Source organism: Cupriavidus sp. SK-3 (assembly GCF_000611145.1).
In the GTDB taxonomy this organism is placed as follows: domain Bacteria; phylum Pseudomonadota; class Gammaproteobacteria; order Burkholderiales; family Burkholderiaceae; genus Cupriavidus.
This window is the reverse complement of record NZ_JFJV02000258.1, coordinates 15,221-34,162: the sequence shown is the minus strand read 5'-3', so window position 1 is coordinate 34,162 and position 18,942 is coordinate 15,221. Positions and strand designations below refer to the sequence as shown.

The window sequence follows — 18,942 nt, the reverse complement described above, 5'->3', positions numbered from 1 at the left end:
CGAGCACGAGCACGAGCACGAGCACGAGCACAATCAGCGAAAGCGAGAGGAAGCACTATGTTGACGCAGCACCAACCTGCCCTGGCAAGCCTCCGCGTCGACGGCGCGCGCCTGTGGGATTCACTGATGCGGCTCGCCGGGATCGGCGCGACGCCGAAAGGCGGCGTATGCCGGCTGGCACTGACCGAGCAGGATCGCCTCGGCCGGGATTTCTTCGTGGCGGAGGCCCGGGCCGCCGGCTGCGAAGTGCGGGTGGATGCGGTGGGCAACCTGTTCGCGCGCAGGGCGGGCAGGAACAACGGGCTGCCGCCGGTGATGACCGGCAGCCACATCGATACCCAGCCCACCGGCGGCAGGTTCGATGGCAACTACGGCGTGCTGGCGGGGCTGGAAGTGCTGCGCACGCTCAACGATGCCGGCGTGCAGACCGCGCACCCGCTGGAAGTCGCCGTGTGGACCAATGAGGAAGGCTCGCGCTTCGTGCCGGTCATGATGGGCTCCGGCGCCTTCGTTGGCGAGTTCGCGCTGGACGGCGTGCTGGGCCAGCGCGACCGCGATGGCGTTTCCGTGCGGCAGGCATTGGCCGCGATCGGCTATGCCGGCGGCGAGGCGGTTGGCGGACGCCCGGTGGCCGCGTATTTCGAGGCGCATATCGAACAGGGTCCGGTGCTGGAGGCCAGCGATGTGCCGATCGGCGTCGTCACGGGCGCGCTGGGCCAGCGCTGGTACGACGTGGTCGTCACCGGCATGGAGGCGCATGCCGGTCCCACGCCGATGGCCATGCGCCGCGACGCCATGCTGGTGAGCGCGGAGCTGGTCGGCATCGTCAATCGCATCGCCATGGAGCGGCAGCCTCACGGACGCGCCACGGTAGGCTGCATGGAAGTGCACCCGAACTCCCGCAACGTCATTCCCGGCCGCGTCGCCATGACGGTGGACCTGCGTTCCGACACGGACGCCACGCTGTCGGAGATGGACCGTGCCTTGCGCGAAGCCGCCGCGCAACTGGCCGCGCGTACCGGGCTAAGCATCGGTATCGAACAGGTGGTGTACTTCCCGCCGCAGCCGTTCGACGCGCGCATGGTGGCGTCCGTGCGCGCCGCCGCGCGGCGGCTGGCGCTGCCGGAGATGGATGTCATCAGCGGCGCCGGGCACGACGCGGTCTATCTCGCGCGCGTGGCGCCGGCCGCCATGATCTTCGTGCCATGCAAGGACGGCATCAGTCATAACGAGATCGAAGACGCCAGGCCCGAGCACCTGGAGGCGGGCTGCAATGTCCTGCTGCAAGTGATGCTCGAATCCGCCAACCTGTCCTGACGCCCGTCATGAAGATCCTGATCGCACGCCTGAACCACGAGACCAATACCTTTTCGCCGGTGCCGACGCCGCTGCCGTCCTTCGATCCCCGCTACGGGGAAGACGCTTACAGGGCCAGCAAGGGCACGCGCACGGCCATCGGCGCCTTCATCGACCTGGCCGAAGCGGCGGGCGCCGAACTCGTGGTGCCGGTCGCGGCCGGCGCCAACCCCAGCGGGCGCGTCGCGGCCGATGCCTATACCGCCCTGTGCGACGCCATCGTGAGCGCGGCGCCCGGCTGCGATGCGGTGATGCTCGACCTGCACGGCGCCATGGTCGCGGAGAACAGTGACGACGGCGAGGGCGAGTTGCTCGCGCGGTTGCGCCAGGTGCTGCCCGATGTGCCGATCGCGATCGCGCTGGACCTGCACGGCAACGTCACGCAAGCGATGATGACGCACGCGGATATCGCCGTCAGCTTCAAGACCTATCCGCACGTCGACATGTACGAAACCGGCGAGCACGCCGGCCGCCTGTTGCTGCGCATGCTGCAGCAACAGATGCGGCCCGCGCTCGCATGGCGGCGTTTGCCGATGGTGACGCACACGCTGCGCAGCAACACCGGCGAGGGCGCGATGCAACGCGCGGTGGCGGCGGCCCGGCAGGCCGAGGCCGGTGGCATGCTGGCGGTATCGGTGCTGGCCGGTTTCGGGCTGGCGGATATCGCGGCGCCTTGCATCAGCGTGCTGGTGGTGGCCGATGGCGATGCGGCGGCGGCACAAGCCGCGGCGGACAAGCTCGCGGCGCAGATATGGAACGAGCGCGCCGGCTTCGTTTATGAAAGCGAGCCGCTGGCGGACTCCATTGCGCGTGCCGCGCAACTGGCGGCTGCCCACGGCAAGGGGCCGGTGCTGTTGCTGGACCATGGCGACAACTGTATGTCCGGCGGCACCTGCGACGATATGGCGGTGCTGCGCGAAGCGTTGCGCCAGGGCCTGTCCGGCATCGCGGTGGGGCCGGTGTGCGACCCGCGGGCGGTGGCCGCGCTGATCGATGCCGGCGTGGGCGCCAGCGTAACGCTGCCGGTGGGCAACAAGGTGCCGCTTAGCCAGCTCGGCGTCTATCCCACGCCGCTGACCCTGAGCGGGCGCGTCGCCGCCATCAGCGACGGGGAATACGTGATCAGCGGTCCTACCTACCCTGGCCTGCGCATCCGCATGGGCCGCACCGTGCTGCTCGATACCGGCGCGGCGCAGGTGGTGGTGACGGAGACACCGCAGGAACACTGGGACCTCGGCATCTTCACCCACATCGGCGTGGACCCGCTGGCGCAGCGCTTCCTGCTGCTGAAATCGCGCATGTACTGCCGCCCGGTATTCGTGCCGATCGCGAAGGCGGTGGTCGAATGCGATGGCGGCGGCGTGACGAGTTCGCGCTACGCGCAGTTCCCGTTTCAGCGGCTGGCACGGCCGGTGTATCCGCTGGATGCGGATGTCGCCTGGAAGGCGTAGCCGCGATTGCAGGCTGGAGGTTGCGCGCGGAGAAGCACGCGGTAAAGGCGGCGAGTAGCCTCTACGTCGGGCGACACCATGTGTTTGACGACCCGCGTCAGCGCGGATGTCAGCGCGGACATGTCTAGGCCGTTTGCCGGCCGCTGGCGCTGCGCGTGCGGCGCGCGGTTTTCAAGGCAGGCTTGCCCGCATCGGGAACCGGCTCCTCGAACGCATCCGCCGCCAGCAACACGCCCGCGGAGACGATGTATTCCGCCGCGCTTTCAATATCCCCTTGCAGTGCGGCCCGTGCCGACACGCCATCCCTGCGCTTGAGCGCAGCGACAAGCCGCGCGTGATGATTGACGGCCACCTGCTCGCCCACGCGGCGCGAGCCGGAGCGCAGGTCGTGATTCAGGATCGGGCCGATGCGCAGCCACAGCGCTTCGATCATCTGCAGCAGGATCGGCATGCCGGCGCCCTTGTAGACGGCGAAGTGCAATTCCTTGTTGACGGCGATCAGCCGCGAGCTGTCCGGCCTGGACCGTGCCATCTCTTCCGAGAAGCGGTCGTGCAGGGCAGTGATCTGCACGATCGCGGCATCGCTCAGGTGCTCGGCCGCCTGCTCCGTCGCCAGCCCTTCCAGGTTGACCCGGATGCTGGTGATCTCCCGGAACTGGCTCACGCTCATGACCGGCACGCGCAGCGCGCGGTTCGGCGTCAGTTCCAGTGCCTGCTCCGCCACCAGCCGGTGGACCGCCTCGCGCACCGGCATCACGCTCACGCCCAGCGCGGCGGCGGTGCTGCGAAGCGAGATCTGTTCGCCGGGCATCATGTGGCCGCTGATCAACAGCTCTCTCAATTGCGCATAGACGTCGGCACTCAGCGTCTGGCGCTTCAAAGGGGTCACAAGTTCGGGTAGGGACATGCGGAAATCATAGCACATAGGGTATTCCCGATTTGCGATCTGTGATCACAGATATAACATGGCGCCAATGGAGCAATATCGCCTCATGGACGGAGCTGACGAATATGTGGAATGACAACTCTCTGGCGGGCAAGCGGGTCCTGGTGACCGCGGGCGCCGACGGTATCGGCCTGGAAATCACCCGCGCCTTCGCGCAGGCGGGCGCCAGCGTGCTCGTGTGCGATGTCCAGGGCGCCAGCCTTGAGCGGCTGGCGGCCGAGTTGCCGGCGGTGCATGGCTGCCGGGCCGACGTGTCGGCCGAGGCCGACGTGGCGGCGTTGTTCGAGACCGTCGACCGCACCCTCGGCGGCCTGGACGTACTCGTGAACAACGCCGGCGTGGCGGGCCCCACCGGCGGCGTGGAGACCCTGGCGCTGGCGGACTGGGAGCGCACGCTCGCGGTCAATATCACCGGCCAGTTCTTGTGCACCCGCCTGGCGGTGCCGCGCCTTCGCCGGGGAAATAACGCCGCCATCGTCAACCTGTCGTCGGCCGCCGGCCACCTCGGCATGCCCGGGCGCTCGGTCTACTCGGCGTCCAAGTGGGCGGTGATCGGCTTCACCAAATCGCTGGCGCTGGAACTCGGCGCGGACGGCATCCGCGTGAATGCCATCCTGCCGGGCGCGGTCGATGGCCCGCGCATTCGCGCGGTCATCGCGGCAAAGGCCGAAGCGCTGGGCAAGCCGCTGGAGGAAGTCACGCGCGCCTACACCTCGCAAGCCGCGCTGGGGCGCATGGTGACGGCGCGCGACATCGCCAACATGGTGCTGTTCGCGTCCAGCGACCTTGCCGCCAACGTCACTGGCCAGGAACTGGTGGTCGATGGCCTGACGCAAGCCCTTAGCTGAGCGCATCCTTACCAACCGATTTCATACGGAGGCCGCCATGGCAGCCCGATCCAAAGCCATCATCACCTGCGCCCCTACCGGCGCGATCCACACGCCCAGCATGTCGCCGTACCTGCCGGTGACCGCCGACGAAATCGCCGCTGCCGCCATCGACGCGGCCAAGGCAGGCGCGGCCATCCTGCACCTGCACGCGCGCGATCCGAAGGACGGGCGGCCGTCGCAGGATCCGGAGCTGTTCCGGCCGTTCCTGTCGAAGATCAAGTCCGCCACCAATGCCGTGATCAACATCACCACCGGCGGCAGCCCCCACATGACCGTGGAGGAGCGCATGCTCCCGGCCACCACCTTCAAGCCGGAACTGGCGTCGCTTAACATGGGCTCGATGAATTTCGGCCTGTTTCCGATGCTGGAGCGTTTCAAGGCGTTCACGCACGAATGGGAGCGCGAGCATCTGGAGAACAGCCGCAACCTGATTTTCAAGAACACCTTCAGCGATATCGAGAACATCCTGAAGATCGGCAACGCCAACGGCACGCGCTTCGAGTTCGAATGCTATGACATCAGCCACCTGAACAACCTGAAGCATTTCCTGGATCGCGGGCTGGTCAAGGCGCCCGTGTTCGTACAGTCAGTGTTCGGTATCCTGGGCGGCATCGGCGGCGATCCGGAAGACCTGATGCATATGCACCGGACCGCGAACCGGTTGTTCGGCGACCAGTACCGCTGGTCCATCCTCGGCGCCGGGCGCAACCAGATTCCGCTGGCCACCATCGGCGCGGCGATGGGCGCCAACGTGCGGGTCGGCCTGGAGGATTCGCTGTGGATCGGCCCGGGCCGGCTGGCGGCTTCGAGCGCCGAGCAGGTGCTGCGCATCCGCAGCGTGCTGGAGGCGTTGAACATCGATGTCGCGACGCCCGACGAGGCGCGCGAGATCCTCGGCCTGAAGGGCGGGGACAACGTGGCGTTCTGACTGCCGGCGCCGCCTTGCGCGGCGCCGCGCCACGCTGCCGTTGCCGCCGCCCCCGGAAACAAGACCTATACCGCCGACAGGAGACACGATTCATGACTACCACCTATGTGCAACCCGCGCGAGAAGCGCCGCTTGCCGCTCAGCGCTCGCTGAACGCGCTGCTGTTCAGGAAGCTGATGCCGCTGCTGGTGCTGGCTTATGTGATCAGCTTTCTCGACCGCACCAATATCGCGCTGGCGAAGAGCCACATCGCGGTCGACCTGGGCATCTCCGCGGCGGCCTACGGCCTGGGCGCGGGCTTGTTCTTTCTCAGCTACGCGCTGCTGGAAGTGCCCAGCAACCTGATCATGCACAAGGTGGGGGCGCGCTTCTGGATCACGCGCATCATGATCACCTGGGGATTGCTGTCCACAGGCATGGCCTTTGTCAGCGGCGAGACCTCGTTCTACGTGATGCGCCTGTTGCTCGGCGCGGCGGAAGCGGGCCTGTTCCCCGGCGTGATGCTTTACCTGACCTACTGGTTCGGCCGCAAGGAGAGGGCACGCGCGACCGGGTACTTCCTGCTGGGCGTATGCATCGCCAATATCCTGAGCGGACCGCTCGGCGGCGCGCTGCTGCAAATGGACGGCGTGCTGGGCTGGCGCGGCTGGCAGTGGATGTTCGTGCTGGAAGGCCTGCCGGCGGTGGCGTTCGCATTTGTCGTGTGGAAGAAGCTGCCGGACGGCCCTGCCACCGCGACCTGGCTGTCGCCCGAAGAATCCCGCGAGGTGGAACGCCGCCTGGCGGCGGAGCAAGCCGAGGAAGCGGCCGCCGGGCACGTCGGGCATTCGTTCCGGGGCTGCCTGGCCGATCGCCAGATCTGGCTCGCGATCTTCGTGTACTTCTGCCACCAGATCAGCATCTACACCGTGATCTTCTTCCTGCCGGGCATCATCGGCACCTATGGCAAGCTGTCGCCGCTGCAAATCGGCCTGCTCAATTCCGTGCCGTGGATCGCGGCGGCCATCGGCGCGGCGGCGCTGCCGCGCTTCGCCAGCAATCCGCGGCGCTGCCGCCGCATGCTGATCGCCGGGCTTGCCGTCATGTCCGCCGGCCTGCTGCTCGCGGCGTATGCCGGGCCGGTGGTGGCCATGGTGGGCTTCAGCCTGACGGCATCGATGTTCTTCGTGGTGCAGTCGGTCATCTTCCTCTTTCCGTCGTCCCGTCTTGCCGGCGTGGCGCTGGCTGGCGGCCTGGCGCTGGTCAACACCTGCGGGCTGGTCGGCGGCTTTATCGGCCCGTCCGTGATGGGGGTGATCGAGCAGACCACGGGCAGCACGAAGAACGGCCTGCTGATCATCGCCGGGATGCTGGTGCTGGCTGCGATTGCCAGCACCCGGCTGCGCCAGGGCCAGGAAGGGAAGGCCGCCTGAGGCGTGTTGCACTGCGGGATGCCCGCGGCGTGACCGATAGTGCATCCGTTCCGGATGGGGAGTGCGATCGCACGCGCACTCCCCGCAGGATTTCCTACACTGCAAGACGTTCGCATACTCCGCCGGCGGTCCCCTCGCTAGCCCGCAACCATGCCACGTCTTGTCTTTGCCGCCGCCATCCAGCGCCATGTCCCCAGCCCCGAACGCGAGGTCTGCGCGGCTACCGTGTGTGCCGCGCTGGAACGGGCTTTCAGTGAGCAACCTGAACTTCGCGGCTATATCCTGGACGACCAGGGGCAGTTGCGCCGGCACCTGGCCGTGTTTGTCGATGGCTCCGCCATTCGCGACCGCCGCCGCCTGAGCGACCGCGTGGGCGAGAGCAGCCAGATCTTTGTGGTGCAGGCGCTGTCCGGCGGTTGACGGCGCAAGCTGCCGTTGGCAACAGGCTGACAACAGGCTGGCAACAGGCCGCTGACAACAGGAGTCCAGCATGGGCGATCAGCTTCTGGTTGGCACGCGCAAGGGCTTGCTCATCTTGCGGCGCGACAGCGCCGGCGACTGGCGGCAGGACTCGGTGCATTTCCTGGGCGAGCCGGTCAGCATGGTGCTGGCCGATCCGCGTGACGGCAACTTGTACGCGGCACTCAACCTCGGGCACTTTGGCGTCAAGCTGTGGCGGCGCAGGGCGCACGGCACGGAGTGGGGCGTGTGCTCGGTGCCGGTGTATCCGCCCCAGCCGGAGCCGGATCCTCGCCGCGAATCCGCGCCCGACGGCGTACCCGCCGCTGCGCGAACGGGAGATAGGGCGGAGGCCAGCCCGCCCGCCCCGGTGCCATGGTCCTTGCAGCAGATCTGGTCGATGGAAGCTGGCGGCACCGATGAACCCGGCGTGCTGTGGGTGGGCACCCTGCCGGGCGGGTTGTTCCGCTCCGGCGACGGTGGTGCGACCTGGGCACTGAACCGTCCGCTCTGGGACCGCCCCGAACGTAGTGAGTGGTTCGGCGGTGGCTACGATACGCCGGGGATCCATTCCATCTGCGTGGATCCGCGCGACAGCCGCCACGTCACGGTTGCCGTATCGTGCGGCGGTGTCTGGCAGACCCGGGACGGCGGCAAGAGCTGGAACTGCACCGCCAGCGGCATGGTGGCCGACTACATGCCGCCGGAGCGGCGCGAGGACGGCAATATCCAGGACCCGCACCGCCTGGTGCAATGCGCCGGTCATCCGAATGCCATGTGGGTGCAGCATCATGGCGGCATCTTCCGCTCCGGCGATGGCGGCATGCACTGGCAACGTTTGCATGCGCGGCCGTCGAGCTTCGGCTTTGCCGTGGCGGCGCATCCGCGCCGGCCCAATACCGCGTGGTTCGTGCCGGCGGTGAAGGACGAATGCCGCGTGCCGGTGGACGGCAGGCTGGTTGTCACGCGCACGCGCGACGGCGGGGTCAGCTTCGATGTATTCTCCGACGGACTGCCCGACGTGCCGGCCTACGACCTGGTCTACCGGCACGGCCTGGCGGTGGACCATAGCGGCGACCGCCTCGCCATGGGCTCCACCACCGGCGGCTTGTGGATCTCGGAGAGTGGCGGGGAACGCTGGAAGCTGTTCTCGGCGCATCTGCCGCCGATTTACTGCGTGCGCTTCTCCTGAGTCTTTCCAGCGCGCGCCGACGCTTTCGACTGTTGGACCGGCTGCCAGACAAAGGATGCGAACGCATGGCTGAAGCAAGCGCGAAGACAACCGGAAAGGCCGCCAGGACGCCCGAAGCCGCCGGCGGCGCCATCGCCCGCATCGGCATCGGCGGCTGGAACTTCGCCCCGTGGCGCGACAACTTCTATCCGGCCAGGCTGGCGCAAAGCCGGGAACTCGAATACGCCAGCCGCCAGCTCACCGCCATCGAAATCAACAGCACCTACCACGGCACCCAGAAGCGCAGCGCCTTCGCCAAATGGCGCGACGAGACGCCCGACGGCTTCGTGTTCGCGCTCAAGGCATCACGCTTCGCCACCAACCGCCGGGTGCTGGCGGAATCCGCCGAGTCCATCGAGCGCTTCGTCGACAGCGGCATTGCCGAGCTGGGCGGCAAGCTCGGTCCTGTGGTCTGGCAATTTGCTCCCACCAAACAGTTCGACCCCGAAGACTTCGAAGCCTTCCTTGCGCTGCTGCCTGCCTCGGTCGAGGGCCGCGAGCTGCGCCATGTGCTCGATGTGCGGCACGAGAGCTTCATGACGCCGGACTATCTCAAGCTCGCGCGCAAGTACAAGGCCGCCACCGTCTTCACCGATTCGGACAAGTTTCCGTCCTTCGCCGATCTCACCGCGGATTTTGTCTATGCGCGGCTGATGCGCAGCAGCGAGAAGCTGAAGAGCGGCTATGCGCCCAAGGCGCTCGATGCGTGGGGCGAGCGGGTGCAGGCCTGGGCATCTGGCGGCATCCCGGAAGACCTGCCGCGGGTGGACGGCAAGGCGGCGGCGAAGCGCAGGCGTGAGGTGTTCGTTTTCTTCATCAACGGCGCCAAGGAGCGCGCGCCCGCGGCGGCGCAGGCGCTGCTGGGGCGGCTGGGGTGGCAGGCGCCACCATGGGAGGCCGGTGCCAGGGGTGGATGACAGACGATGCAGACGATGGAGGGGCACCAGCCCGTTATAATCCGGCATGAACTCAAGTCCTACCCAATCCGCAGCGCCCGCCGCTGCCGGCGCCTCTTTCTCCACACTGCCCCTTTCGCCCGCCACGCTGGCGACGCTGGAGCAGCTCGGCTACCAGACCATGACCCCGATCCAGGCCGCCAGCCTGCCGGTCGCGCTGGCCGGCCAGGACCTGATCGCGCAGGCCAAGACCGGCAGCGGCAAGACCGCCGCCTTCGCGCTGGCGCTGCTGAACCGGCTGGACACGCGCCGTTTCGACGTGCAGGCGCTGGTGCTGTGCCCCACGCGGGAGCTGGCCGAGCAGGTCACGCAGGAAATCCGCCGCCTGGCGCGCGCGGAAGAGAACGTCAAGATCCTGACGCTGTGCGGCGGCTCGCCGATGCGCCCCCAGGCCGACAGCCTGGCGCATGGCGCACATATCGCCGTGGGCACGCCCGGACGCATCATGGATCACCTGGAGCGCGGTACGCTGCACCTGGATGCGCTCAACACCCTGGTGCTGGACGAAGCCGACCGCATGCTCGACATGGGCTTCTTCGACGACATCGCCTACGTGGCAAGCCACTGCCCCAAGGAGCGCCAGACGCTGCTGTTCTCGGCAACCTATCCCGAAGGCATCGCCAGGCTCAGCCAGCAGTTCCTGCGCAAGCCGCGCGAGATCAAGCTGGAGGAGCAGCACGACGACAGCAAGATCCGCCAGCGCTTCTATGAGGTGGAAGACAGCGACCGCCTCAACGCCGTCAGCTTGTTGCTCAACCATTTCCGCCCGGTCAGCACGCTGGCCTTCTGCAACACCAAGGCGCGTTGCCGCGACCTGGTCGACCTGCTGCGCGCGCAAGGCTTCGAAGCCCTGGCCCTGCACGGCGAGCTGGAACAGCGCGAGCGCGACCAGGTGCTGGTGCAGTTTGCCAACCGCAGCTGCTCCGTGCTGGTTGCCACAGACGTGGCCGCGCGCGGCCTCGACATCGCCCAGCTCGAAGCGGTGATCAACGTCGACGTCACGCCGGACCCCGAGGTCTATGTCCACCGCATCGGCCGCACCGGCCGCGCGGACGAGGACGGCTGGGCGCTCTCGCTGGCCAGCATGAACGAGATGGGCCGCGTGGGCAATATCGAACAGGCCATGGGCTCCGAGATGGAATGGCAGCCGCTGTCCGAACTGGCCCCGGCCAGCAACGAGCGCCTGCTGCCGCCCATGGTCACGCTGCAGATCCTCGGCGGGCGCAAGGAGAAGATGCGCCCCGGCGATATCCTCGGCGCGCTCACCGGCGACGCGGGCTACGCCAAGCACCAGATCGGCAAGATCAACGTGATGGACATGTCCACCTACGTGGCGGTCGAGCGTTCGATCGGCCGCGAGGCGATGCGCAAGCTCAATGACGGGACGGTAAAGGGCAAGCGCGTGAAAGTGCGCATGCTGACGGAATAACGGTGGCGGCGACGCTGCGGTACCCGATGTGCGGATGCGGGATGTGCACAGGCATGGCGCAAAGCCATTGCCGCGCATCCCGATGAAAACGCCGAAGCGGCTGCAGCCGCTGGTCGAGGACGGCCTGGTCGACGAAGTGGTGCGCCAGCTGATGAGCGGCAAGGAAGCCACGGTCTACGTCGTGCGCTGCGGCGGCGAGATCCGTTGCGCCAAGGTCTACAAGGATGCCGCGCAGCGCAGCTTCCGGCAGGCCGCGACTTACCAGGAAGGGCGCAAGGTCAAGGGCAGCCGGCAGGCGCGCGCCATGGAAAAAGGCACGCGCTACGGGCGCAAGGTGGCCGAGGAAGCCTGGCACAACGCCGAGGTGGATGCCTTGTACCGCCTCGCCGCCGCGGGCGTGCGGGTGCCCAGGCCGCATCTGTGCTTCGAGGGCGTGCTGCTGATGGAGCTGGTGGTGGATGCCGATGGCAATGCCGCGCCGCGCCTGAACGATGTGGCGCTGAGCCCGGAGCTGGCGCTGGAGTTTCACGCGGCGCTGATCGGGCAGGTGATCCTGATGCTGTGCGCCGGCGTGGTGCACGGCGACCTCTCCGAATTCAATATCCTGGTGGATGCCGAGGGCCCGGTCATCATCGACCTGCCGCAAGCGGTGGACGCCGCCGGCAACAACGATGCCAGCGTGATGCTGGAGCGCGATGTGGACAACCTCGCGTTCTACTTCGGCCAGTTCGCGCCGGAACTCAACGACACGCAGTACGGCAAGGAGATCTGGGCGCTTTACCAGGCCGGCCTGCTGCATCCGGGCGTGAAGCTGACGGGGCGGGTCGAGGTGGATGACCGGCCGGTGGATGTGGAAGCCGTGCTGCAGGAAGTGGAAGACGTGCGCCTGGAAGAAGAGGCGCGCCAGCGGTACCTGCAGAGCGCGGAGTGACCGGGGTTTGATCGTGGCGTGGCGAGCCCGGTGTCCGCCCGCCGCGCCTCCCCGGCCCATCGCATATCCCTGCACCGGCATCAACCGATCCGCACCACATACCCCTCTTTCGGCTCGCTCCCACCTGCCACCAGGCTGGCGATCCTCTCCTGCGCCGCGCCGAAGCCCTCCTCTTCGATCAGTGACAACCATCCATTGCCCGGCGCCTTCACGTGATCGATAAACGCACGTTGCGCCGCATTGAAGCGCTGGTTCACGCCTTCGGGCCCCCAGTCGGCATTGCGCTTGCGGATCTGCACCGGCGCGAAATAGAACTCGGGCTTGGGTCCGGGCAGGCCGGTGTCGCGCAGGAAGTCCGTGTTCTGCGCCGAGCCGGCGAAGCAGTCGTACACCAGCGCGGTGTCGAAGTGATGATGCACGCGCGCGCGCAGCGCTTCGTCGCCGGAGAAGTCCACATAGAGCGTGGGCTCGTCGTTGGCAAGCGTTTCCAGCGTGTCGTAGCTGACCACTTCCGCGTAGCAGCCCAGGCCCTCGACGAAGGGGCGGTTGCGCCCGGAGGTGATGGCCGCCAGCGAGATGCCGGGTAGGCCGCGCAGGCAGAAGGCGGTGCCGTAGGCCGTCTTGCTGGAGGCGCTGGACACCACCAGCCGGGTCGCGCCGAAGAAGCGGTTGTCCTCAAGGAAGTCGGCCAGCATGAACGACGTGATGAACAGGGGCCGGTACAGGATCTGGTAGTTTTCCAGCTCCGGCGCGTAGGCGGCGTCGTTGACCACGCGGGTGTACTGGTTGTAGGCGGAGGTCAGCGGCCTGCGATGCTCGCTGCCATCGTAGAAGCCGCGCACGGTGACGCGCTCGGGCTGCATGCGGATATGGCTGGCGATAGGGAAATAGCCGTAGAAGCGCTCGCCCGCCTCCACGCCGGGAACGCCGCTGGCGACCACGTCGGCGAAGCCCCACACCGGCATGTGTCCCCATTCCTCTTGCCCGGTGGGAAAGAACTGCCAGTAGTTCATGGCGTCGCCGAAGGCGGCGTAGGTGATGTTGTTGGTGGTGAGCGCGAAGCGGTCGATCTTCAGCAGGACTTCGCCGGGGGCGGCGTCGATGCGTTCCTGGCGCGCTTCCAGCCGGCTTTCGTTTAGGGCATGCTTGCGAGTCAGCAGGCGGATTACCCTGAGCGATTGTTCCGCATGGTCGCCTTGGCCCGTGTGTTCCATCTTGTCTCCTTGATTAACTGATTACCTGATTAACTGATTACCGTCGAGGTCGATGCCACCAATGTATCGCCGCAAGCCGGCCGCCGGGTTCGGAAACGCGGGTGCCGCGTCCGATGCGGCGCCAGCGCCGGCCAGGCCGCTGAAACGCCCGTCGCAGCGACGCGCGCGCTTTACCGTGGACGCCATTTACGAGGCCTTTGTTCGGATATGGCGCGTGCGCGGCTGGGACGGCGTGACCACGCGCGCGGTGGCGCTGGAAGCCGGTTGCTCCGTGGGTACCCTGTACGAGTACTTCCCCAACAAGGAGGCGCTGCTCTCCGGCTATGTGCGGCACACCATCGAGTCGATGCTGGCGCGTATCGACGCCGAGGCGGTGAACGCGGCAGGGCTGGACTGGGCCACGCGCATCCGGCGCCTGGTGCGGCTGACCTGTGGCGCGGACGATGCCGCGCTGGAGGGTTTCGAGCACGAGATGCTGATGCTGGAAGCGCGCATCGCCGAGACCAGGCATCATCGCCGCGTGTTCGACGAGTTGTGCGCGGCCTGGCAGCGCACGCTGGCGGCATGCCCGGATCTGCCGCGCGCGCCGGATGCCGCTACCGTGCAGAGCCTGCTGCAAGCGATCTGGGGTGCGCGCCGCTATCGGCTGCTGCTGCGGGCCGGCGAGTCATCGCGGGCGGCGTGGGTGACGCAGATGGAGCGGCTTTGCCTGCTGGCGCTGGGAGATGCGCCGCCGCCTGGCGCCGTTGTTACTGATCGCTCCTGAACCCCACCTTCTTGTGCGTGCCGTCGCAGAACGGCTTGTTGCCCGAGTGGCCGCAGCGGCATAGCCAGGCCTCGGTCATGCGGTTGACGGTTCTGCCGGTGCCGCTGATGACTTCGAGATTGCCCTTGATGCGCAGCGGTCCGTTGGGAATCGGGTGGATTTCGAGCGGCCCGTCGCGTTGCGCCAGCGGCGCCGATTCCACGGTGGCGGGCTCGCCGCTCGCGGTGAAGCCCGCGCCGGCGTGGCTGGTGTCGCAGAAGGGCTTGTTGCGCGACGCGCCACAGCGGCACAGCGTGAGGCGAAAGCCGGCGGGCTGGCCGTCAATGGTGATGGCGGCGCGCAGCGCCAGCGGGCCGTTCTCAAGCACGCGCGCCACGTTGACCAGGGGGGCGGCCTCGCCGGGGGAGTCGTCGCGGGTCTGGTAGCTGATCGCGCCTGACGGACAGTTGTGCGCGATCTCGGCGATTTCCTCGGCGGTGGCGTTGTCCGGGTGGATCCACTGGCCCTCCACGCCGGGCACGAAGACGTCCGGGCGGTCCAGCGTACAGTGGCGCGAATGGATGCAACGGCTGTCGTCGAAGAGGACGATGACGCGCTTTCCGGCAACGGATTCGGTGGCCATGGCTGGCCCTCCTGCGCAGTGCGCGCGCCATATAGCGCGCTCCCTCTCCTTTATAGCGCCTGCCGGCGGTTTTGCGCAGCGCTTTTCGGCAGCTTTGTCTTTTTACAAAGATTCGTGTGCGTCACCCTGTAAGGCGCGCGCGGGGGATGCTAATCTGAAAGCTACAGGCAGCGGCGCACGCGCAGGTGCACTGTCAGGCGCTCCCGCTATTGCGCGCGGGGTCCGGTTTGCAATCCTTTGGGATCGAACAAGGAGTGGGTATGAAAACTGCAAGGCAGGTTCTTGAGTCCAAACCAACCCAGGCTATCTACAGTATTCCTCCTGGCGCCACGGTTTATACCGCGCTGCAGTTGATGGCGGAGAAAGGCATCGGCGCGCTGCTGGTGATCGAGCGCGGCGAGAGCCAGATCGTCGGCATCCTGAGCGAGCGGGACTATGCGCGCAAGGTGATCCTGATGCAGCGCACGTCGCGGGAGACGTTTGTGCGCGACATCATGACGTCGGCGGTGATTTATGTGCGGGGGGATCAGAGTACCGATGAGTGCATGGCGTTGATGACGCAGCATCGGTTGAGGCACTTGCCGGTGATGGATGGGGACAAGCTGATCGGGATGTTGTCGATCGGGGATCTGGTGAAGGATATTATTTCGGAGCAGAGGTTCATTATTGAGCAGCTGGAGCATTACATCACGGGGAGCGCGCATCCGCAGGTTTAGCAAGAGGCTGGCCGGGGGCAATGTCAAAGGCTTGACGTCAACGGCAGTTTCGCGCCCCCTGCGGGGGGCAGCTTGCTTCTTGTCTTGCCGGGACAGTGAGGGAAATCCCTCGGCGCGGGGTCGTTGCGGACGCTATTCGAGCCAGGCAGCTACGGCCGTTCACGGGAAAAAGCGGCCCAAACCAGGTCGGTGAACGCAAGCCAACCGGGAGCTTCGGCGAAGCGTACAACAAAGGCGTATTCTTTGAATACGGTGCCGGATGCAACGCGCGGCCAGGCGGGCAAGATGGCCTTCAGGACGTTTTCAGTCACGGCACAAAATGTACCGCGGTGGCGACATGAAGCGTGTTCACGCACTGATTGCGACTTGCGCCATGTTGGCTGCCTGTGTATCGACGGGCGTCGACGTGAGGCAGGAGCAATTGTCGGACTTCATGCTCGGTTTCTCCACCCTGGACGATGTGACGGCGCAGCTTGGGGCGCCCACATCCCAGGCGGCACTGAAAAACGGATCAACGATACTGATCTATTCATTTGCGACCTCCCACACCCACCCCGAGAGCTTTATCCCGTTCATTGGTCCGCTGTTTGCCGGGGGTGAGATCAGATCGTCCACGGTCCTTTTCGAGTTCGACGAGAACGGTGTCCTCAGGAGTCAACGCAGGGCGACGTCGAGTGGTGTTTCGGGTTTGAGCGTATTGCCTCCCGGTATGCTGCAATAGGCGGCTGCCGTCATGGAACGGTCCTCGCAGGCTTCACTATCACCATCACCTGACAGCCGACAGTTGAAGCCCATCCTGCTGCTTAAAACTCCCGAATCAATGCCTCCGCCATCGGCCACGTGCCGTACCCGTCAGCCGGCGACAGATGGCCAACTTCGCCGGCATCGACGAAGCGGCTGCCCCAGGCCTGCGCGAGCTCGCGGATCCGCTCGAACTTACCGATCGGGTCGTTGCGGCTGCCGACGACGATGCTTGGAAACGGCAGGCGCTCGCGCGGCACCGGGGTCCAGCCATTCGTTGCCAGCGTCTGCGGATCGGAGTAACCGGCCGGCAGCGGCGTGTCGTAATCGGGGGGCGCGGCCAGCAGCGCCCCCTTGATTTCGCGCTTCGTTTGCTGCGCCCAGTGAACGGTGATCAGAACCCCGACGCTATGGGCAACCAGGATCATCGGGCCATCGATGCCGCTCACGACCCGATCGAGGTTGGCTACTCGCGCGCTGCACAGCCTCTTGTCCTGGTCGATCTGGGGCACGATGTGTACCGCGCCTCCCATTTCCTGAATACGCTCGGCCAGCAGCGTTTGCCAGTGATCCGGCATGTGATCGCGAAGGCCAGGGACAATCACAACCGTGGGCAGCTTTCTGGAGGTCATGGAATTCAAGTTCCTCGTTAAGATTGGATGTCTTGCCGAAGCTGCCATCCAGCATCCGGCATCCGGCATCCAGTAGTGGCGAACCGTCGAGCGTGGTGGCGCGCTGGCCGGCGTGCGCGACGTCTTCAGAACGGACGATCGCCCTTGATGGTGGCGCGCTCCATCCTGCGCGGCGCCGGCCAGTAGTCGCTCACCGCGTAGTGCTGTGTCGCCACGTTGTCCCAGATAGCGACACTGTTCGGCTTCCAGCGGAAGCGCACCTGGTACTCCGGAATCGCCGCCTGGCTGAGCAGGTAGTTCAGCAGCAGGCTCGCGCCCGGGGTCTTGTCCTGCCCGACGCGCACATTCTCCGGTGTATGGTAGTTGATGAAATGTGTCGCGAACGGCCCCACGTACAGGATCTTTTCACCCGTCTCAGGGTGCGTCCTGACCACCGGGTGGTCCACCAGCGGGTTCTTCCGCACCAGTTCCTCCCGCTCCTCCGTCGTCATGATCGCGCCAAACGAATGCTCGATCCCGTGCTTGGCACGCAGGCCCGCAATCTTCTGCTTGATCTCTTCCGGCAAGTTCTTGTACGCGTCCACCATGTTCACCCAAATGGTGTCGCCACCCACCTCCGGACACGAAATGCAGCGCAGCACCGCGCCCTTGGGCGGGCTCGCCCGCCACGACGCATCGGTGTGGTAGGTGTTCTCGAAGTGGTCCCGCTTGTCACTCTTGTAGATCTCGATCAGGCCCGGGTATCCCGGCACCGTATTGTTGACAGGGTGGTCTTCCAGGTCACCGAAGCGCCTGGCGAACGCAACATGGTCGGCGCGCGTAATGTCCTGGTCGCGGAAGAACAGCACCCGGTGTTCCAACAGTAGTGCCTTGATCTCGGCGAACAGCGAATCGTCCCGCGCCACATCGGCGAGACTCACACCCGACAGTTCGGCACCAATCGAGCAGGTGAGCGGATTGATATGCATGGCGAATTTTCCTTTGGCGTATGAGTTTGAGAGGCCCGCCGGCGGGCAGCGGATAGCAGCGCATAGCTTGGATTTGATTGTCGGCACTAGCCGCCTCACGCGCTTGACCCATCGCGCCACAATTTGGCGAGTCGCGCCAATGCCCTTCCCGGGGCCAATTCGCACGGGTGGGATTCGTGGCCTGGCGATCACTGGCAACGGGCCGGTTTCAGCGGTCAATCGGCAATGAGCACGATCTTGCCCATGTGCTGGCCGCTCGCGATGTACGTGTAGGCGTCGGCGATCGAATCCATCGGGAAGGTTCGGTCGATCGGGAGGCGGAGCTTGCCTTCGCGGAAAAACGGCAACAGGTCGCGTGCGCACGCCTGGACGCAATCGAGACGTTCCTGCTCGCTGCGCGTGCGGAATGTCGCCCCGATCAGCTTCAGGCGATTCAGCCACAGCAGGTTGATGTCGACCTGCGCAGTGCTTGCCCCACCGAGTCTCGCGAGATTGACCAGGCGCCCCTTTACCGCGAGGCTCTTGATGTGGTCCTCGAATACCGTGCCGCCGATGGTATCGATGATGACGTCCACGCCACGCTTGCCGGTGGCTGCCATGATGGCTTCCACTTGCGAATCACGGGATGCATTGATGCCAGCGTCCACCCCGAAGCCGGCCAGGCGGTCCAGCTTTGCCGCAGACCGCGACGAGGCGATCACAGGGCTGGCACCTAGTGCGGCCGCAATCATGATGGCGGCCATGCCCACACCGCCGGAGGCGCCATTGATGAACACCGATTGGCCTGCTTTCAGTTCGCCGTTGGTGATCAGCGCGTCATGGGCGGTGATGAACACATTGGGAAAGGCGGCTGCATCGATCCACGAGACATCCTCCGGGACCGGCATCAGCGCCAGCGGCGCGGCGACAACATATTGTGCGTGGCAGCCGCGGCCATGGCCCATCACCCGGTCGCCTTCGCGCCAGCCGCCGGCTTGCTCGCCGACGCGGACGACCTCGCCCGCGAACTCGACGCCAGGGGTCATCGGGTTGCCTGCCCGATGCTCCCGCATGTACTTGATCTCGCCAAAGTTGATGCCCGATGCAAAGACCCGGACCAACACTTCGTCGGGGCCCGGATTCGGAACGGGAATGTCCTGCACCTCGAGCCGGCCACCGTCGGCGCCTGGTATTACGCGTACTGCTTTCATCCTATCTCCTGTTTAATGGCCCAGGAGACCAGACAAATGCACTGCCATCGCTCCTGAGCCCTGACGCTCAGGGATTCTCAGCAGTTCCACCCTCCGCCGCTTGA

General features: G+C 66.2%; 19 protein-coding genes and 1 pseudogene. 13 read left to right on the top strand and 7 right to left on the bottom strand.

What is annotated here, in order from left to right:
* Positions 1 to 57 precede the first annotated feature (57 nt).
* Positions 58 to 1,317: a Zn-dependent hydrolase gene (locus CF70_RS27445; protein WP_035872496.1), complete on the top strand. Its 1,260-nt coding sequence runs from the start codon at positions 58 to 60 to the stop codon at positions 1,315 to 1,317.
* An 8-nt stretch (positions 1,318 to 1,325) separates the two neighbouring features.
* Entirely contained in the window at positions 1,326 to 2,807 is a 1,482-nt protein-coding gene (locus CF70_RS27440; RefSeq protein ID WP_035872494.1) for a M81 family metallopeptidase, read from the top strand.
* 124 nt (positions 2,808 to 2,931) lie between these two features.
* Here the strand turns inward: CF70_RS27440 and CF70_RS27435 are convergent, their stop codons facing one another.
* Positions 2,932 to 3,714 carry a GntR family transcriptional regulator gene (locus CF70_RS27435; RefSeq protein WP_200876819.1) on the bottom strand — a complete coding sequence of 261 codons (783 nt, stop codon included), beginning with the start codon at positions 3,712 to 3,714 and terminating at the stop codon, positions 2,932 to 2,934.
* 104 nt (positions 3,715 to 3,818) lie between these two features.
* Here CF70_RS27435 and CF70_RS27430 point away from each other — a divergent pair, with 104 nt between their 5' ends.
* From CF70_RS27430 to CF70_RS27395, 8 genes are all read left to right on the top strand, one after another.
* Positions 3,819 to 4,601, top strand: a complete 783-nt coding sequence (locus tag CF70_RS27430; RefSeq protein WP_035872492.1) for an SDR family oxidoreductase — start codon at positions 3,819 to 3,821, stop codon at positions 4,599 to 4,601.
* Between the two features lie 37 nt (positions 4,602 to 4,638).
* Positions 4,639 to 5,571 carry a 3-keto-5-aminohexanoate cleavage protein gene (locus CF70_RS27425; RefSeq protein ID WP_035872489.1) on the top strand — a complete coding sequence of 311 codons (933 nt, stop codon included), beginning with the start codon at positions 4,639 to 4,641 and terminating at the stop codon, positions 5,569 to 5,571.
* 92 nt (positions 5,572 to 5,663) lie between these two features.
* The gene (locus CF70_RS27420; protein ID WP_035872486.1) at positions 5,664 to 6,983 is read left to right on the top strand and encodes an MFS transporter; all 1,320 of its coding nucleotides are present in this window, start codon (positions 5,664 to 5,666) and stop codon (positions 6,981 to 6,983) included.
* A gap of 150 nt (positions 6,984 to 7,133) precedes the next feature.
* Positions 7,134 to 7,403 (top strand): MoaD/ThiS family protein, encoded by a 270-nt coding sequence (locus tag CF70_RS27415; RefSeq protein WP_035872484.1) that lies wholly within the window; start codon positions 7,134 to 7,136, stop codon positions 7,401 to 7,403.
* A gap of 70 nt (positions 7,404 to 7,473) precedes the next feature.
* Positions 7,474 to 8,634, top strand: a complete 1,161-nt coding sequence (locus CF70_RS27410) for a hypothetical protein (protein WP_035872482.1) — start codon at positions 7,474 to 7,476, stop codon at positions 8,632 to 8,634.
* 65 nt (positions 8,635 to 8,699) lie between these two features.
* Positions 8,700 to 9,590 carry a DUF72 domain-containing protein gene (locus CF70_RS27405; protein ID WP_051649105.1) on the top strand — a complete coding sequence of 297 codons (891 nt, stop codon included), beginning with the start codon at positions 8,700 to 8,702 and terminating at the stop codon, positions 9,588 to 9,590.
* A 46-nt stretch (positions 9,591 to 9,636) separates the two neighbouring features.
* Positions 9,637 to 11,058, top strand: coding sequence for an ATP-dependent RNA helicase DbpA (gene dbpA / locus CF70_RS27400; RefSeq protein ID WP_035872480.1), 1,422 nt, complete (start codon positions 9,637 to 9,639; stop codon positions 11,056 to 11,058).
* An 82-nt stretch (positions 11,059 to 11,140) separates the two neighbouring features.
* Positions 11,141 to 11,989 (top strand): PA4780 family RIO1-like protein kinase, encoded by an 849-nt coding sequence (locus tag CF70_RS27395; protein ID WP_035872477.1) that lies wholly within the window; start codon positions 11,141 to 11,143, stop codon positions 11,987 to 11,989.
* Positions 11,990 to 12,069: 80 nt separating this feature from the next.
* On the opposite strand, the gene CF70_RS27390 is transcribed toward CF70_RS27395, so the two are convergent.
* The gene (locus tag CF70_RS27390; RefSeq protein ID WP_051649103.1) at positions 12,070 to 13,203 is read right to left on the bottom strand and encodes a DUF2855 family protein; all 1,134 of its coding nucleotides are present in this window, start codon (positions 13,201 to 13,203) and stop codon (positions 12,070 to 12,072) included.
* A 61-nt stretch (positions 13,204 to 13,264) separates the two neighbouring features.
* Between CF70_RS27390 and CF70_RS27385 the strand changes: the two genes are divergently transcribed.
* Positions 13,265 to 13,969: a TetR/AcrR family transcriptional regulator gene (locus tag CF70_RS27385; protein WP_035872475.1), complete on the top strand. Its 705-nt coding sequence runs from the start codon at positions 13,265 to 13,267 to the stop codon at positions 13,967 to 13,969.
* Here CF70_RS27385 and CF70_RS37105 read toward each other — a convergent pair.
* Positions 13,953 to 14,129 carry a CDGSH iron-sulfur domain-containing protein gene (locus CF70_RS37105; protein WP_200876820.1) on the bottom strand — a complete coding sequence of 59 codons (177 nt, stop codon included), beginning with the start codon at positions 14,127 to 14,129 and terminating at the stop codon, positions 13,953 to 13,955. The two genes, CF70_RS27385 and CF70_RS37105, sit on opposite strands and share 17 nt — an antisense overlap.
* 90 nt (positions 14,130 to 14,219) lie before the next feature.
* Positions 14,220 to 14,591, bottom strand: a pseudogene (locus CF70_RS38340) ((4Fe-4S)-binding protein); the annotation flags it as partial.
* A 260-nt stretch (positions 14,592 to 14,851) separates the two neighbouring features.
* Here CF70_RS38340 and CF70_RS27375 point away from each other — a divergent pair.
* Both CF70_RS27375 and CF70_RS27370 read left to right on the top strand, forming a co-directional pair.
* Entirely contained in the window at positions 14,852 to 15,307 is a 456-nt protein-coding gene (locus CF70_RS27375) for a CBS domain-containing protein (protein ID WP_035872470.1), read from the top strand.
* Between the two features lie 337 nt (positions 15,308 to 15,644).
* Positions 15,645 to 16,028, top strand: a complete 384-nt coding sequence (locus CF70_RS27370) for a hypothetical protein (RefSeq protein WP_035872549.1) — start codon at positions 15,645 to 15,647, stop codon at positions 16,026 to 16,028.
* 82 nt (positions 16,029 to 16,110) lie between these two features.
* Here the strand turns inward: CF70_RS27370 and CF70_RS27365 are convergent, their stop codons facing one another.
* From CF70_RS27365 to CF70_RS27355, 3 genes are all read right to left on the bottom strand, one after another.
* On the bottom strand, positions 16,111 to 16,680 hold the full coding sequence (locus tag CF70_RS27365; RefSeq protein WP_035872468.1) for an RBBP9/YdeN family alpha/beta hydrolase: 570 nt from the start codon (positions 16,678 to 16,680) through the stop codon (positions 16,111 to 16,113).
* A 125-nt stretch (positions 16,681 to 16,805) separates the two neighbouring features.
* Positions 16,806 to 17,648 carry a TauD/TfdA dioxygenase family protein gene (locus CF70_RS27360; RefSeq protein WP_035872465.1) on the bottom strand — a complete coding sequence of 281 codons (843 nt, stop codon included), beginning with the start codon at positions 17,646 to 17,648 and terminating at the stop codon, positions 16,806 to 16,808.
* A gap of 215 nt (positions 17,649 to 17,863) precedes the next feature.
* On the bottom strand, positions 17,864 to 18,838 hold the full coding sequence (locus CF70_RS27355) for a quinone oxidoreductase family protein (RefSeq protein WP_035872461.1): 975 nt from the start codon (positions 18,836 to 18,838) through the stop codon (positions 17,864 to 17,866).
* Positions 18,839 to 18,942 lie beyond the last annotated feature (104 nt).

Excerpts from the sequence above, each read along its gene's own strand:
- CF70_RS27445 (WP_035872496.1), top strand. The coding sequence starts at position 58 with ATGTTGACGCAGCACCAACCTGCCCTGGCAAGCCTCCGCGTCGACGGC.
- CF70_RS27440 (WP_035872494.1), top strand. The coding sequence starts at position 1,326 with ATGAAGATCCTGATCGCACGCCTGAACCACGAGACCAATACCTTTTCG.
- CF70_RS27435 (WP_200876819.1), bottom strand. The coding sequence starts at position 3,714 with ATGTCCCTACCCGAACTTGTGACCCCTTTGAAGCGCCAGACGCTGAGT.
- CF70_RS27430 (WP_035872492.1), top strand. The coding sequence starts at position 3,819 with ATGTGGAATGACAACTCTCTGGCGGGCAAGCGGGTCCTGGTGACCGCG.
- CF70_RS27425 (WP_035872489.1), top strand. The coding sequence starts at position 4,639 with ATGGCAGCCCGATCCAAAGCCATCATCACCTGCGCCCCTACCGGCGCG.
- CF70_RS27420 (WP_035872486.1), top strand. The coding sequence starts at position 5,664 with ATGACTACCACCTATGTGCAACCCGCGCGAGAAGCGCCGCTTGCCGCT.
- CF70_RS27415 (WP_035872484.1), top strand. The coding sequence starts at position 7,134 with ATGCCACGTCTTGTCTTTGCCGCCGCCATCCAGCGCCATGTCCCCAGC.
- CF70_RS27410 (WP_035872482.1), top strand. The coding sequence starts at position 7,474 with ATGGGCGATCAGCTTCTGGTTGGCACGCGCAAGGGCTTGCTCATCTTG.
- CF70_RS27405 (WP_051649105.1), top strand. The coding sequence starts at position 8,700 with ATGGCTGAAGCAAGCGCGAAGACAACCGGAAAGGCCGCCAGGACGCCC.
- dbpA (WP_035872480.1), top strand. The coding sequence starts at position 9,637 with ATGAACTCAAGTCCTACCCAATCCGCAGCGCCCGCCGCTGCCGGCGCC.
- CF70_RS27395 (WP_035872477.1), top strand. The coding sequence starts at position 11,141 with ATGAAAACGCCGAAGCGGCTGCAGCCGCTGGTCGAGGACGGCCTGGTC.
- CF70_RS27390 (WP_051649103.1), bottom strand. The coding sequence starts at position 13,203 with ATGGAACACACGGGCCAAGGCGACCATGCGGAACAATCGCTCAGGGTA.
- CF70_RS27385 (WP_035872475.1), top strand. The coding sequence starts at position 13,265 with ATGTATCGCCGCAAGCCGGCCGCCGGGTTCGGAAACGCGGGTGCCGCG.
- CF70_RS27375 (WP_035872470.1), top strand. The coding sequence starts at position 14,852 with ATGAAAACTGCAAGGCAGGTTCTTGAGTCCAAACCAACCCAGGCTATC.
- CF70_RS27370 (WP_035872549.1), top strand. The coding sequence starts at position 15,645 with ATGAAGCGTGTTCACGCACTGATTGCGACTTGCGCCATGTTGGCTGCC.
- CF70_RS27365 (WP_035872468.1), bottom strand. The coding sequence starts at position 16,680 with ATGACCTCCAGAAAGCTGCCCACGGTTGTGATTGTCCCTGGCCTTCGC.
- CF70_RS27360 (WP_035872465.1), bottom strand. The coding sequence starts at position 17,648 with ATGCATATCAATCCGCTCACCTGCTCGATTGGTGCCGAACTGTCGGGT.
- CF70_RS27355 (WP_035872461.1), bottom strand. The coding sequence starts at position 18,838 with ATGAAAGCAGTACGCGTAATACCAGGCGCCGACGGTGGCCGGCTCGAG.